Source organism: Rhodospirillales bacterium, assembly GCA_016699855.1.
Lineage (GTDB): Bacteria > Pseudomonadota > Alphaproteobacteria > Reyranellales > Reyranellaceae.
This window is the reverse complement of sequence record CP064988.1, coordinates 2580910-2594747: the sequence shown is the minus strand read 5'-3', so window position 1 is coordinate 2594747 and position 13838 is coordinate 2580910. Positions and strand designations below refer to the sequence as shown.

At 69.8% G+C, this 13838-nt stretch carries 12 protein-coding genes; 7 read left to right on the top strand and 5 right to left on the bottom strand.

Annotation, left to right across the window (positions count from 1 at the left end; genetic code table 11):
• Positions 1-45: 45 nt before the first annotated feature.
• Entirely contained in the window at positions 46-774 is a 729-nt protein-coding gene (locus IPK81_12225; GenBank protein ID QQS14840.1) for a hypothetical protein, read from the top strand.
• 279 nt (positions 775-1053) lie between these two features.
• On the opposite strand, the gene IPK81_12220 is transcribed toward IPK81_12225, so the two are convergent.
• From IPK81_12220 to IPK81_12205, 4 genes are all read right to left on the bottom strand, one after another.
• Positions 1054-1194, bottom strand: coding sequence for a hypothetical protein (locus tag IPK81_12220; protein ID QQS14839.1), 141 nt, complete (start codon positions 1192-1194; stop codon positions 1054-1056).
• 4 nt (positions 1195-1198) lie between these two features.
• Positions 1199-1552 (bottom strand): hypothetical protein, encoded by a 354-nt coding sequence (locus IPK81_12215; GenBank protein QQS14838.1) that lies wholly within the window; start codon positions 1550-1552, stop codon positions 1199-1201.
• A 535-nt stretch (positions 1553-2087) separates the two neighbouring features.
• Positions 2088-2591: an ATP-binding protein gene (locus IPK81_12210; protein ID QQS14837.1), complete on the bottom strand. Its 504-nt coding sequence runs from the start codon at positions 2589-2591 to the stop codon at positions 2088-2090.
• Between the two features lie 93 nt (positions 2592-2684).
• Positions 2685-3038: a hypothetical protein gene (locus IPK81_12205; GenBank protein ID QQS14836.1), complete on the bottom strand. Its 354-nt coding sequence runs from the start codon at positions 3036-3038 to the stop codon at positions 2685-2687.
• 321 nt (positions 3039-3359) lie between these two features.
• Here IPK81_12205 and IPK81_12200 point away from each other — a divergent pair, with 321 nt between their 5' ends.
• From IPK81_12200 to IPK81_12175, 6 genes are all read left to right on the top strand, one after another.
• Positions 3360-3785, top strand: coding sequence for a hypothetical protein (locus IPK81_12200; GenBank protein QQS14835.1), 426 nt, complete (start codon positions 3360-3362; stop codon positions 3783-3785).
• Positions 3786-4548: 763 nt separating this feature from the next.
• Entirely contained in the window at positions 4549-5631 is a 1083-nt protein-coding gene (locus IPK81_12195) for a biotin/lipoyl-binding protein (protein QQS14834.1), read from the top strand.
• Positions 5632-6099: 468 nt separating this feature from the next.
• On the top strand, positions 6100-7692 hold the full coding sequence (locus IPK81_12190; GenBank protein ID QQS14833.1) for a DHA2 family efflux MFS transporter permease subunit: 1593 nt from the start codon (positions 6100-6102) through the stop codon (positions 7690-7692).
• 34 nt (positions 7693-7726) lie between these two features.
• The gene (locus tag IPK81_12185) at positions 7727-8374 is read left to right on the top strand and encodes a (d)CMP kinase (protein ID QQS14832.1); all 648 of its coding nucleotides are present in this window, start codon (positions 7727-7729) and stop codon (positions 8372-8374) included.
• Positions 8375-8535: 161 nt separating this feature from the next.
• Entirely contained in the window at positions 8536-10251 is a 1716-nt protein-coding gene (gene rpsA, locus IPK81_12180; protein QQS14831.1) for a 30S ribosomal protein S1, read from the top strand.
• A gap of 205 nt (positions 10252-10456) precedes the next feature.
• On the top strand, positions 10457-11752 hold the full coding sequence (locus IPK81_12175; protein QQS14830.1) for a tetratricopeptide repeat protein: 1296 nt from the start codon (positions 10457-10459) through the stop codon (positions 11750-11752).
• A gap of 104 nt (positions 11753-11856) precedes the next feature.
• On the opposite strand, the gene IPK81_12170 is transcribed toward IPK81_12175, so the two are convergent.
• Positions 11857-13803 carry a PhoX family phosphatase gene (locus IPK81_12170; GenBank protein ID QQS14829.1) on the bottom strand — a complete coding sequence of 649 codons (1947 nt, stop codon included), beginning with the start codon at positions 13801-13803 and terminating at the stop codon, positions 11857-11859.
• Positions 13804-13838 lie beyond the last annotated feature (35 nt).

Here is a 13838-nt window from a genome sequence, read left to right as displayed (position 1 = left end):
TCAATGCTACGTCGATGCACAGTCCCCAATAGGCGCCTACTTTGTTTGAGCGCTTCCCTACTACTATCATTTCATATTTACAATGTTGGTTCGCATGCGCGTGCGCAGGAAGCAACTTCTCACTCATGGAAGTTCGCTGTTGCTGCCGCGCCTTTGCCTCTTGAAAATTGGAGTTCGCTTGTTCGCGTTGGCGCCGCGCCGCTCCTCCGCGATCCATCGCCGGAGGGTCTTGATAAAGCCGAGGCCGAAGGTTCGACGCTAACTGCGGAACTGCTCCCGCTTATAAACGCGGTGCTCGCACCATTTGACAGCAAAGGCATCCCCTTTGAGAGGCCGCCAATCGGCGAGACAACGAAAGTACAAATAACCATTGTTTGGGCTCGGCCATTCGATACTTCACGAGTTACCATCCATAGTAACGCCCTGCAGAATGCTCTTTCATCGTTTGGTTGGCGTATTCACCAGCTACAATCCAATGAAATCTGCTATTCCTTTGGCACGACAATGAAAGGGGTCAATGTCATTGCAGTCTATGTGGACCTCAACGAAAAACGCAATACTGCTCAATCATGTATTATTAATACTCTTCTCGCGGCAGCGGGAATCACAACACCAGGTCATTTTGTTCTCTGGGATCGAGTGATATCAAACAAAGGCAATACACGTGCGATAAATAATGATGCTCTCGTATTGCTACAACGTGATCTCCGACGCCTTAAAGCATCAGAATCCTTCGACATATTTAATGAGCTAAAACAGCTCATTGGCAAGTGACTAGCGAATTGCACTGCCTCGGCGGGAGAAAGTAATGAGCCGCTTTCGAATTAGCCCAGAAGATATTCGTGATATATCTTTGAACGGCATGTCGGCTGCCTATTTCTCCCGCGTAACCTATTCTTTTAAAGAGCTTGCACAGAGAGCCAACGTCGAAGCATGGGTGCGAACCTATGGGTCGATGTGACGGGGTCAGGCCTGCAAAACGGCAAAATTCCGGAGGCGCCCGCGCCGAAAAATGCCTTTTCGCAGGCCCGACCCCAAAGGGTGAATCGACCGCTACCGCCCGCGCGCCGACGCCATGCGCCGGGACCGCACCCGCGCGAGACCGTCGGCCACCCGTCGCGGCGCGTCGGCGGCCAGCGCCAGCGCGATCAGGAAGATCGCGACCGGCGCCAGCACCAGCATCGGGATGTCCATGGCGTCAGGCCCCGGCCGCGCGCAGCGCCGGACGCGGCGCCCACCACGGCGGCGGCGCGGACCGGGTGGCGGCGGGGCGCAGCGCGGCGCCGCCGCGACGGGGCGGCGTCGGGTCGTCGAGCGCCGCGAGCGCGATGAAGATGTCGCTGACCTTGACCGGCCGCGCGGCGCCCGGCGCCAGCCGCAACGTGGGATCGGAGTCCACCGCGCAGGCGTCGGACGCCCACATGCTGAGGATGGACCGCTTCTGCGGAAGGGAGAGGGCGGGATCGTGGACCACCGCCTGGGGAGTTGAATAGCGCGAAGCGGGCGAGATGATCCGGGCTTCGCCGCCGCGGCCGTCACCGTAGCGCTGCATGACGCTCCTCCTCGTGTCTGGCGCGCCCCGGCCGTCGCCGGGGTCCGCTCTCGTCCGATGGGGTGCGCGGCGTGCGCGACGCGCGCCGGCGCAAATCGAGATAGGAGCGGTCCCGCGCGCATCAAGGGGTGGGGTGTCGGGTCGGCGACCTCTTCCGAAAGTGCCCCTGCCGTCCGGCGTCCGGATCCCGCGACCGGCCGCCGGGAAATCTCGCCGCCCGACCCTTGAAGCGGCGCGTTCCCCACCTAATTCGTCGGTCGCGGGGCGCCCGCCCCGCCACCCTTCGTCTTCACCATCCGTCCGGCGGGCTGGACTGGTTCCGCAGGCTTCGTCGGACGCCCACGCAGGAGGCCGTCATGGCGAGACCGCTTTCGCATCCCTTCGGCGCGCTTCTAGCGGGGTCAGGCCTGCAAAACGGCAAATTCTCCAAACCGGCCGCGCCGAAAAATGCCGTTTTGCAGGCCTGACCCCGAAGGGGCCTGACCCCGAAGGGGCCTTCCGGTGAGGAACGCGGGCGGCCGCCGGCGGTCGCGGCCTATCGCTGGTGGGGATGCACCACGACGTTGAACCCTTCCTCCGCCGTCGGCGCCACGAAGTGCGACGTGAACTCCGCAAACTCCGCGTCGCTGACGACGTAGGGATGCGTCCCGGCGGCGTTGCGCTGATGCAGCCGCGCGCGGCAGACGTCGTCCGGCACGTCCAGCAGATGCAGCTCGTGCGCGGCGCCGGACTCCGCGACGAGGCCGCGCATCCACGCCCGGCTGGTCACGGTGTTGGCCGGGAAGTCGAGCACGACCGACAGGCCGGACCGCAGCAGCGCGACGATGTGCGGCCCCAGCACCGAGCGCAGCCGCGCGCTGCACCTTCCGTAGTCGGCCAGCGTCTGGATCTCGCCGGGATAGAGCCGCGGCAGCCAGTCGTCCTCGGCCAGCGCGAGCGTGCGGGGCCGCCGCGCCAGCGCCGCCGCCAGCGTCGACTTGCCGGCGGCGATCTTGCCGCAGATCAGATACAGCGTCGGAACCGGCGCGGGATCGACCATGCCGTCACTCCGGGGTCAGGCCTGCAAAGCGGCAAATTTTCCGAACCGCCCGCTCCGAAAAATGCCGTTTTGCAGGCCTGACCCCAAGCCGAATCAGTTCGGCGCCTGGCGCGCGCGGTTGGGATAGAGCTTGCCGGCCACGGCGTGCACCGCCACCGCCAGCAACGCCTCGGGATTGGCGGCGCAATGCTCGCGCAGCATGGCGTTGACCTGATCGGCCGAGGCGCCGGCGGTCATGTTGTAGGTCTCCGGCGTGGTGCGGTTGATCGCCGTGATGTAGCCGGCCCACCACGTCTCGACGTAGCGCTTCTCCTGGTCGTCGGCCGTCAGGAAACGCTGGCAGGTCACCGTGCCGGCGCCGACGATATGGAACCGCCCGTTCGGGTCGGCCGCCTGCGCCGTCGCGGCGAGCAGGGACGCGGTCGCGATCGCGAGGAGTCGTTTCATCGGCGGGGTGTTCCTTCCATGGGACCATCGCTTGTACGTCCCGCGGCCGATCCGCACAAACACGCCTTGGGCGTGGTCCGCGCCCGGATGATGATCGCCATGACGATGAAACTGTCATCCCGAGCGCAGCGAGGGATCTTTCCATCGCCGAAAGATCCCTCGCTGCGCTCGGGATGACGGAGAAACGACCCGGTCGGCCGCGATCCGAGTTCAGTGATGATGCGCGGCGCCATCCCCCGTGGGACAGTCGCGGCGTGGGTGAAGCGGGGAGCGGGCATGCGGGTGGCGTCGGCGAAGCGGGGCGGAAGGACGTGGTGGCGCGTGGCGGTGGCCGCGGTCGCGCTGGCGGCGACGGGCGCGGTGTCCATCGCCGACGCCCGCGCGCAATCGACCGACCAGATCCTGCTCGAGCTGCCGGACAAGCGCGTCGTGCCGCTCGGCGAGCTGACGGCCGTGCGCGGCAAGCTCGCGTCGGCGCTGCCGGCGTGGGAGCGCGTGTCGAACTGGCGCGGCCGCTGGTTCACGGTCGTGGCGCCGGCGGCGGCGTCGTGCCCGGCGCATATCGGCTGGACCCACGGCGATTCCAGCGCCGCCGTCGGCGACATCTTCCGCGCCTGCGAGGACGCGGTACGCGCCCGCCTCGGCCCGGCCGACCTCGCGGTGCGCGAGCGCTGCCGCTGCGTCAAAGTCCTGGAGGGCCGCCCCGGCGACCGCCTGCGCGTCGTCGACCCGGTCCTGCTCGAATAGGCGCCGCGCCGGGCTTCGGGGTCAGGCCTGACGCCAGAGCCCTTCTCCCCCGTTTGCGGGGGAGAAGGTGGCGCGCAGCGCCGGACGAGGGGCGCGGCGCCGCGGTCGAACATGCTTGTCGCCCGGGGCTTCGGGGTCAGGGCTTCGGGGTCAGGCCTGCAGAACGGCAAATTTGCCGACCGCCACCCGCGCCGAATATGCCGTTTTGCAGGCCTGACCCCAAACCGAACCCGTCATCCCGAGCGCAGCGAGGGATCTTTCGGCGGCTGAAAGATCCCTCGCTGCGCTCGGGATGACGGTGGAAGCGTTCGCGGTCAGGCCCGCGAAACGGTGGCTTCTAGCGGCCGGCGCTAGACCAACCCACCGTTTCCCGAGTAACAGCACGGAGTCGGGAAGCTTCGGGGTCAGGCCTGCAAAACGGCAAATTCGCGCCGCCGACGCCGGAAAATCCGCCGTTTTGCAGGCCTGAGCCCAAAGCCCTACTTACTTTCTGGTCAAATTGTATATTGTATACAAAATACAATATACAAACGCCCGGACCGGCCCGCGCGCGCGTCGGCGGGAGCGATCCGATGCCGTGGCGACGGGATCTCAAACCGGTCCCGCGCATGCCGAGGGGGACAATTTCCAGGCCGTCCGCGAATGTCACCATCTGCCGCGTGGCTGACCTGTGCCGGAGGGGCTTGGACAAGGCGGGGAGCGGGCTGACAATCCCGCGGCGCGGTGCGGGAAATTTCGGCCCGCCGCGCCAACGAGGGATGGAATGACGAGGCCAGCGTTCGCGGCCCAGCGCGTGCGGCTCCTGATCATCGTGACGGTGCTCGCGGTCGTCGCCGTGTTCGGCGCCCGCGAGGTGTATCTGCGCGCCACCCATGTCTACGAATCCGACGCCCGGGTGACCGCCGACATGATCACCATGTCGAGCCGGGCCGAGGGCTGGGTGATGGATCTGGCGGTGCGCGAGGGCGAGACGGTGGCGGCCGGCCAGATCATCGCCCGCATCGACGACCGCGTCGCCAAGCTGCGGGCCGAGGCGCTGCGGGCGCAGCTGCTGGGCGTGCAGGCCGACCGCGTCCGCCTGCAGGCCGAGCGCCGGATGGTCGAGAACCAGATCGACGCCAAGTCGCGCACCCGCGGCTCGGCCGTCGAGGTCACCGGCGCCGCCCGCGACGCGCTCGATTCCGACATCCTGCTGGCCCGCCAGGAGCTCGACCGCACGCGCCTGCTCTACGAGCGAAAGGTCGTCACCGAGAAGCAGCTCGAGACCGCGCAGGCCGCCGTCACGCGGCTGGAGAACACCAAACGGCGCATGGACGCCGAGCGCGCCCAGGCCGAGGGCGCGCTGGCCGAGGCGCATGGCGAGCGCGACCGGCTGGCGGTGCTCGACGGCCAGCTGGCGCGGCTCGAGCACGTCGAGGCCGATCTCGGCGCCCAGCTCCGCCAGCAGCTGGTCGACGTCGAGGACCGCACCCTGCGCGCGCCGGTGCCGGCCATCATCGACCGCACCTTCGTGATCCCCGGCGAGTATGTCGGCTCGGGCCAGCGGCTGCTGATCCCTGCACAACCCCGCCGCCGTGTGGGTCGAGGCCAACATCAAGGAGACGCATCTGCGCGACCTGAAGCTCGGGCAGATCGTCGACGTCACCGTCGACGCGTTCCCCAACGACCGCTTCCGCGGCAAGGTCGCGCGCGTCGGCAGCGCCACGACGGCGCGCTTCGCGCTGCTGCCGACGCCCAACCCGTCGGGCAATTTCACCAAGATCACGCAGCGCGTGCCGGTGAAGATCGAGTTCACCACCATGCCCCGCCCGCTCGCTCCCGGCATGATGGTCGAGGTGGCCATTGACCTGCGGTAGCGCGGCGGCGGCGGCGACCGCGCGATCATCGGACCTCCGGGCCTCGCGTTCCCGGCACGGCCCACTTGCGCGAAGTTCCCGGCGCTCTCCTCACGCTCCCTCCCCCCTTGTGGGGGAGGGTCGGGGAGGGGGCCACCGCACCGCGCCCGCGATTTGTGGTGACCGCCTGAGGTGCGTGGCGGTGGACGATTCCGCTCGTGGTCGGCGTCGGACCCCCCACCCCAACCCTCTCCCACAAGGGGGGAGGGAGGATGAAGGAGAACGACGCTTCGCGCGGCCAGATACGATCGCCAAGCGTTCCGGACGGACGCATGCCGACCGCGTCGTCATCCCGAGCGCGGCGAGGGATCTTTCGGCCGTTGAAAGATCCCTCGCCGCGCTCGGGATGACGGATGGAGCGCGGCGCGCGCGCCGTCGCTCCCGGAAGGAGAGCGCGAGCGTGGCCACCGGACGCGCCCGTGCCGTACGATAACGCCGAGGCGCTGGCGGCGCGGTACGGGGCGGCGTACCGGTGGTGGGTGACGATCGCCGGCATGGTCGGCGTCCTCGCGATGGTGCTGAGCATGACGACGGTCAACGTCGCGGTGCCCGACGTGATGGGCGCCTTCGGCATCGGCCAGGACACCGCGCAGTGGATGTCGTCGGCCTACACCTCGAGCATGACCGTGGGCATGGTGCTCAACGCCTGGGTGGTCGGCGTGCTGGGCGAGCGGCGCACCTTCATCACGGCGCTGGCGGTGTTCTCGTGCGGCGCGGTGACCGGCGGCACGGCGCCCAACGAGGACGTGCTGATCCTGGCCCGCGTGCTGCAGGGTTTCTCCTCGGGCGTGGCGCAGCCGCTGGTGATGGCGATCATCTTCGCGGTGTTCCCGGCCGACCGCCGCGGCATGGCGATGGGCGTGTTCGGGCTGGGCGTGGTGTTCGCGCCGGCGATCGGCCCGACGCTGGGCGGGCTGATGATCGAGTTCTTCAACTGGCGCTACGTGTTCTTCATCGCCCTGCCGTTCTGCCTCGCGGCCGCGATCCTCGGCGCGCTGTTCATGCCGACGCAGCCGTGGCCGCGGTCGCTGCCGCGGTTCGACTGGACCGGGTTCATCCTGATGTGCGTCGGCCTGCTCGGCCTGATGACGGGCTTCGCCAACGGCCAGCGCGAGGGCTGGGATTCCGGCGCCATCGTGCTGCGGCTGGCGGTCGGCGCCGCCGCCACGGTGGCGTTCATCGCCTGGGATCTGCGGGTCGAGAAGCCGCTGCTCGACGTGCGCATGTTCGCCGACCGGCAGTTCGCGTCGGCCGCCATCGTGGCCTTCATCTTCGGCGCCTGCATGCTGGGCTCGACCTACCTGGTGCCGGTGTTCGTGCAGACCACGCAGGGGTTCACGCCGCTGGTGTCGGGGCTGATGATGATGCCGGCCGGCCTGATGCTGGCGGTGATCTTTCCGGTCGCGGGCCGGCTGTCGGACGCGACGCCGCCGGCGCTGATGATCATGGGCGGGCTGCTGACCTTCGCGGCCGGCTTCGTGGCGCTGGCCGGCGCAGACGTCGACACCACGTTCTGGACCCTGGCCGTCGTGACCCTGGTGTCGCGGCTGGGGCTGGGCTTCATCAACCCCAGCCTCAACGCCTCCTCGCTCAAGGCGCTGCCGCCGGAGCGGCTGCGGCAGGGGGCGGGCGCGGTGAACTTCGTGCGCCAGCTCGGCGGCGCCTTCGGCACGATCCTGTTCGTGGCGTTCCTCGAGAACCGCGCCCGGTTCCACGCCGAGGCGCTGACCGCCACCCAGAGCTTCTCCAACCACACCAGCGACCTGCTGATCGCCAAGGTCGAATCGCTGCTGCTGGCGGCGGGATTGTCGGCCAACGTGCGCCATGGCGTCGCCTTGGAGCACCTCGGCGCCATGCTGCAAGCGCAGAGCCAGACCATGGCGTTCCAGGACACGTTCTTGCTGGTCGCGGGCACCACCCTGGTGGCGCTGGTCCCCGCCTACCTCCTCTCCCGCTCCCAGCGCCGCTCGACGCCGGTCGCGCCCGTCCGCATGGCTGCCGCGGCGGATTGACAACCGCCGGCAGGGGGCGTCAGGAAGGCGCCCCATGATCATCGCCATCGACGGCCCCGCGGCGGCCGGCAAAGGCACGCTGGCGCGGCGGCTGGCGGCGCATTACGGGCTCGCGCATCTGGATACGGGCGGCTTGTACCGGGCGGTCGGCATGCGGGTGTTGCGGACCGGCGCGGAGCCGTCCGACCCCACATCCGCGGTGGCGGCGGCGCGCTCCATACAACCGGCTGATCTGGAAGATCCGGAGCTGCGCAGCGAGGCCACCGGCGCGGCGGCCTCCGTGGTGGCCGCGATCCCCGAGGTGCGGGCGGCCCTGCTGGACTGGCAGCGCGCCTTCGCGGCCCGGCCGCCGGACGGCAAGGCCGGCGCGGTGCTCGACGGCCGCGACATCGGCACGGTCATCTGTCCGCGCGCGGATGCGAAAATCTTCGTCACCGCCGGCCTTGAGGCGCGCGCGCACAGGCGATTCCTTGAGTTGCAACAGCGCGGGGCGGCCCCTATAAAGCGCGCCATTCTCGACGAGATGGCGTCGCGGGACCGGCGGGACAGCGAGCGCGACAGCGCCCCGCTCAAACCGGCCGACGACGCCTTCACCCTGGATACGAGCGCCCTCGACGCCGACGCGGCGTTCGCGCGGGCGGTCGCGTTCATCGAGTCGAGGATCCACGCGCGCCGGGCCTGAAGCCGTCGGCGGCGCGCGCGGAAGGGGTACCGACGGCTGGGCCGCGCGGACGAGGTCGTGCGCGCGACCGCGGCGTCACCAGGCACTGGATCCGCCGGATGAACCGGCTGGCCGACGGGCGGAGCACCCACGCCCGGGATCGATGCGAGGAGAGACGATTCATGGCAAAGCGTTCCGCGCTGCGCGAGAGCGATCCGTCGACCGCCGATTTCGCGGCCCTGCTCGACGACTCGCTGGGCAAGTCCCAGGGCTTCGAAGGCGCCGTCGTGCGCGGCTGCGTCGTCAACGTGGTCGGCGACTTCGCCGTCGTCGACGTCGGCCTCAAGTCCGAGGGGCGTATCCCGCTGAAGGAGTTCGCGCACGGCGGGCAGTCCGGCGAGATCAAGATCGGCGACTTCGTCGAGGTCTACGTCGAGCGGATGGAGAACCGCGAAGGCGAGGCGATGCTGTCGCGCGACAAGGCGCGCCGCGAGGAGTCGTGGACCGTCCTCGAGAAGTCGTTCGCCGACAACCGCCGCGTCGACGGCACCATCTTCGGCCGCGTCAAGGGCGGCTTCACGGTCGACCTCAACGGCGCCGTGGCGTTCCTGCCGGGCAGCCAGGTCGACATCCGCCCGGTGCGCGACATCACCCCGCTGATGGGCACGCCGCAGCCGTTCCAGATCCTCAAGATGGACCGCCGCCGCGGCAACATCGTGGTGTCGCGCCGCGCCGTGCTCGAGGAGAGCCGCGCCGAGGACCGCACCCGCCTGATGGGCCAGCTCAGCGAGGGCCAGGTGCTCGACGGCGTGGTCAAGAACATCACCGACTACGGCGCGTTCGTGGACCTCGGCGGCGTCGACGGCCTGCTGCACGTCACCGACATCGCGTGGAAGCGCATCAACCATCCGTCCGAGGCGCTCAGCATCGGCCAGCAGGTCAAGGTGCAGGTCGTCCGCTTCAACCCGGAGACGCAGCGCATCTCGCTCGGCATGAAGCAGCTGATGAGCGATCCGTGGGACGGCGCCGGCGCCAAGTACCCCGCCAACCTGCGGGTCAAGGGCCGCGTCACCAACATCACCGACTACGGCGCGTTCGTCGAGCTGGAGCCGGGCGTCGAGGGACTGGTCCACGTCTCGGAGATGAGCTGGACCAAGAAGAACGTCCATCCGGGCAAGATCGTGTCGACCTCCCAGGAGGTCGAGGTGATGGTGCTCGACGTCGACATGACCAAGCGCCGCATCTCGCTGGGCCTCAAGCAGTGCCTCGACAATCCGTGGGACACGTTCGGCGACAAGTACCCCGCCGGCACGGAGATCGAGGGCGAGGTCCGCAACATCACCGAGTTCGGCCTGTTCGTCGGCCTGCCCGGCGACATCGACGGCATGGTCCACCTCAGCGACCTGTCGTGGGACAAGACCGGCGAGGAGGCGATCCGCGACCACAAGAAGGGCGACGTGGTCAAGGTGAAGGTGCTCGACGTCGACACCGAGAAGGAGCGCATCTCGCTCGGCATCAAGCAGCTGCTGAACGATCCGTTCGAGAAGGTCGGCAACCTGAAGAAGGGCGAGATCGTCACGGCGGTCGTGGCCGGCGTCCAGGAGACCGGCCTCGACGTCACGGTTGCCGACGGCATCCCGGGCTTCATCCGCAAGACCGAGCTCAGCCGCGACCGCTCCGAGCAGCGGCCCGACCGCTACGCGGTCGGCGACAAGATCGACGCCAAGGTCACCAACATCGACCGCGCCTCGCGCCGCGTCGTGCTGTCGGTCAAGGCGCGCGAGGCCGACGAGGAGAAGCAGGCGATGGCCGACTACGGTTCGTCCGACTCGGGCGCCAGCCTCGGCGACATCCTCGGCGCCGCCCTCAAGAAGCAGCAGCGCGACGCCGACAAGTAGGCGCCGCCAACCATCCGACGACGACCACCGGCCCGCGCATCGCGCGGGCCGGTTCCGTTTCGGGAGGGCGCCGCGCGTTTCTCCGTCTCCGCCAGTTCGCAGAGAGGGAGAATGGCGCCACGGATCGCGCGAACTTGACGCCCTTGAATCGATGCTCGACCATCGCGGCCGTCCAGCGCCGCCCTCGCGAACGGGATCGAAACGCATGCTCGCCGATCGTTACGGACTGCCGCTCACGACATCTTCCGGGGTCGCGCGCGACGCCTATGTCGCCGGTTGCGACCGGGTGCTGTCGGCCGAGCACGGCGACGTCGCCGAGCTGACCCGCGCGGTCGAGGCCGATCCGGACTTCGCCGTCGCGCACGCGGCGCTGGCCCGCGCCCGCTTCCTGCTGGCCGACGTCGCGGGCGCCCGGGCGGCGGCCGCGAAGGCCCGCGAACTCGCCGCCAACGCCACGCCGCGCGAGCGCGCCCATGTCGACGCGCTGTGCCTGTCGATCGAGGGCAGGCCGGTCGAGGCGCTGGCGGCGACGCGCGCCCATCTCGCCGAGCATCCGCGCGACGCGATGGTGGCGGCGCCGGCGACGGGCGTGTTCGGCCTCATCGGTTTCAGCGGCCGGCTCGACCGCGAGCCCGAGCAAGTCGCCTTCCTCGAGGCGCTGCGCCCGCACCTCGCCGACGACTGGTGGTTCCAGTCCGTCCTCGCCTTCGCGCTGGAGGAGGCGGGGCGGCTCGACGAGGCGCTGGCGCTGATCGAGCGCAGCATGGCGGCCAATCCGCGCAACGCCCACGGCGCGCACATCAAGGCGCACGTGCTCTACGAGATGGGCGAGGACCGCGCCGCGCTCGACTATCTCGGCCCGTGGCTCGAGGCCTATCCGCGCGAGGGGCTGATGCACTGCCACATCTCGTGGCATGTCGCGCTGTTCGCGCTGATCCTCGGCGACGCGGCGCGCGCGTGGTCGGTCTACGAGGCGCAGGTGCATCCCGGCGGCGCCTGGGGACCGGCGCTGAACGTCGCCACCGACGCGCCGGCCTTCCTGTGGCGCGCCGAGCTCGCCGGCCAGCCGCGCCGCGCCGCGCTATGGACCGAGGTGCGCGAGCACGCGCACAAGGCGTTTCCCAAGGCCGGCGTCGCCTTCGTCGACGTGCACCGCGCCCTGGCCAGCGTCGGCGCCGACGACCACGAAGGCGTCGGGCGCGTCGTCTCCGAACTGGAGCAGCGCGCGGCCGCCGGACGTTCGCCCGCGAGCCCGGTGGTGGCCGGCCTGGCGGCGGGCCTCGCCGCCTACGGCCGCGGCGACTGGACGGCTGCGATCGCGCTCCTCGAGCCGGCGCTGGCCGAGACCGTGCGCATCGGCGGCAGCCGCGCGCAGCGCGACGTGGTCGAGAACACGCTGCTGGCTGCCTACCTCAAGGACGGCCGCGCCGCCGACGCCCGCCGCATGGTCGCGGCCCGCGCGGACCGGCGGCCGTCTGTCCCCGTCGCCGGTCTGGTGTAGACGTCGGCGCGACGCGCCGCTCGATGGCAGCCGAATGCCCTCTCCCCCGCTGCGCGGCGGAGAATATGTCGTCGCGAGATGCGTGGATCCGGCCGGACGCGCCCTCAAGTTCCGATCTCGCCGCCGTCCTCGCGCGTGACGACCACCACGCTGGGGCGGGGCGGCGTGTCGTCCTTGAAGTCGGGCCAGCGCGTCGCGGGGGTATCGAAGCTGGAGCCGGGCAGCCCGTCGGTGCCGGGATGCTGCACGGCGAGGAACAGCGTCCGTCCGTCCGGAGTGAACTCGGGTCCGCACATCTCCGCGCCGAGCGGGCAGGCGAAGAAACGCTTCGTCAGGTAGGCGGCGTCGCCGGCGACATCGCAGGCCCACAACCCGTCGGGGATGCCGAACTTCACCCAGTTGCTGCCGGTGTCGGTGGAGATCCAGAGCCGCCCCTTGGGGTCGAAGGCGACGTTGTCGGGACAGGCGAACCAGCCGTCCGCCGTGGTGTCGGCGTGGTAGCGCGCGCCCGTGCCGGGCTTCGACGGGTCGCCGGCGAGGATCGGGATCTCCCAGCGGAACGTGTCTGCGGCGTGGTCGACGTCCTTGCCCGGCGCGCCGGGCGGGATCATCGCCACGATGTGGCCGCCGACGTTGTCGGCCCGCGGGTTCGCCGGATCCTTCTGGTCGTCCTTGCGCTCGGCGTTGTTGGTCAGCGCGGCGTAGACGATCCCCGTCGTCGGATTCGTCTCGACGTCCTCCGGCCGGTCCATCCGCGTGGCGCCTAGCAGATCGGCGGCGCGGCGCGCCTCGATCAGAACGTCGGCCTGCGACGCGAAGCCGTTGGCCGCCGTCAGCGGGCCCTCGCCGTGGACGAGCCGCAGCCACCGCATCGTGCCGTCGGCGTCGAAGCGCGCGGCGTGCAGCGTGCCGGCGTCGAGCAGGTCCATGTTGGCGGCGCGGTCCGCGGGATCGAACCTTCCCGCCGTGACGAATTTGTAGATGTACTCGTTGCGCTCGTCGTCGCCGCTGTAGACGACGACGCGGCCGTCGCGGTTCACGACCGTCGTGGCGCCCTCGTGCTTGCAGCGGCCCAGCGCGGTGCGTATCACCGGCGTCGAGGCCGGATCGTAGGGATCGAGCTCGACCACCCAGCCGAACCGGTTGGGTTCGTTCGGCTCCTTGGCGAGATCGAACCGGTCGACGCGCGCTCCCCACCAGCGGTAGCCGCGCGCGCTGGTGCCGACGCCGTAGCGCTTGCGCGCCGCCGCTTCCGAATCCGCCGGCGCCGCTCCGGAGAAATAGGCGTGGAAATTCTCTTCGCCGTGCAGCGTCGTGCCCCAAGGGGTCTTGCCGCCGGCGCAGTTGTTGAGCGTTCCCAGAACGCGCGTTCCGGCGGGATCGGCCGACGTGCGCAGCCGGGGATGGCCCGCCGCCGGCCCGGCGACGCGGAACGGCGCCGTCATCGGCAGGCGCCGGTTGTGGCGGCCGCCGGCGACCACCGACCAGCGTCCATCGGCGCGCTTGACCTCGACGACCGACAGGCCGTGCGCCGCCAGCTCGACCTCGACGCGCTCCCGCGTCATCGCCGCCATCACCGTGTCGCTCTTGATGCCCGACCACATGAAGGCGGTGTTCGTGTACTCGTGGTTGGCGACCAGCAGCCCGTGGTCGGACGCGGTCGAGCCCGGCGGCAGCGGCATGAAGGCGAGGAAATCGTTGTTGTAGCCCCACTGCTTCGACTGTCCCGCCGCCGTGAGCGCGCGCGGATCGAAGGCCGGTGCGCCGGCCTCGACCGGATCTCCCCAGCGGATGAGGATGTCGGCGCGGTAGCCCTTGGCGACGGCGTGGGTCGGCGACGGCTTGGCCGACAGTTCCGCGAAACCGAGCGACGAGACCGCCTTGGCGAGCGATGGACGCAGCGTGACCGGCGCCACCGCGGCGGCCGCGATCGCGCCCAGGGCGCCGCGCCGCGACAGGCGGCGGGCGACGATGTCGCCGAATCGTGGGCCCGTCGTCGGGTTGCGGCCGATGTCGTCGACCGGGTCGTCGTGGCGCAGGGAATCGGTCATCGCGGATGCTCCCTCCGGAGATTTCGTGGCAGTCT

Bases quoted from the DNA above. Each gene is read 5' to 3' on its own strand.
- IPK81_12220 (QQS14839.1), bottom strand. From the start codon at position 1,194: ATGGACATCCCGATGCTGGTGCTGGCGCCGGTCGCGATCTTCCTGATC.
- IPK81_12215 (QQS14838.1), bottom strand. From the start codon at position 1,552: ATGCAGCGCTACGGTGACGGCCGCGGCGGCGAAGCCCGGATCATCTCG.
- IPK81_12210 (QQS14837.1), bottom strand. From the start codon at position 2,591: ATGGTCGATCCCGCGCCGGTTCCGACGCTGTATCTGATCTGCGGCAAG.
- IPK81_12205 (QQS14836.1), bottom strand. From the start codon at position 3,038: ATGAAACGACTCCTCGCGATCGCGACCGCGTCCCTGCTCGCCGCGACG.
- IPK81_12195 (QQS14834.1), top strand. From the start codon at position 4,549: ATGACGAGGCCAGCGTTCGCGGCCCAGCGCGTGCGGCTCCTGATCATC.
- IPK81_12185 (QQS14832.1), top strand. From the start codon at position 7,727: ATGATCATCGCCATCGACGGCCCCGCGGCGGCCGGCAAAGGCACGCTG.
- rpsA (QQS14831.1), top strand. From the start codon at position 8,536: ATGGCAAAGCGTTCCGCGCTGCGCGAGAGCGATCCGTCGACCGCCGAT.
- IPK81_12175 (QQS14830.1), top strand. From the start codon at position 10,457: ATGCTCGCCGATCGTTACGGACTGCCGCTCACGACATCTTCCGGGGTC.
- IPK81_12170 (QQS14829.1), bottom strand. From the start codon at position 13,803: ATGACCGATTCCCTGCGCCACGACGACCCGGTCGACGACATCGGCCGC.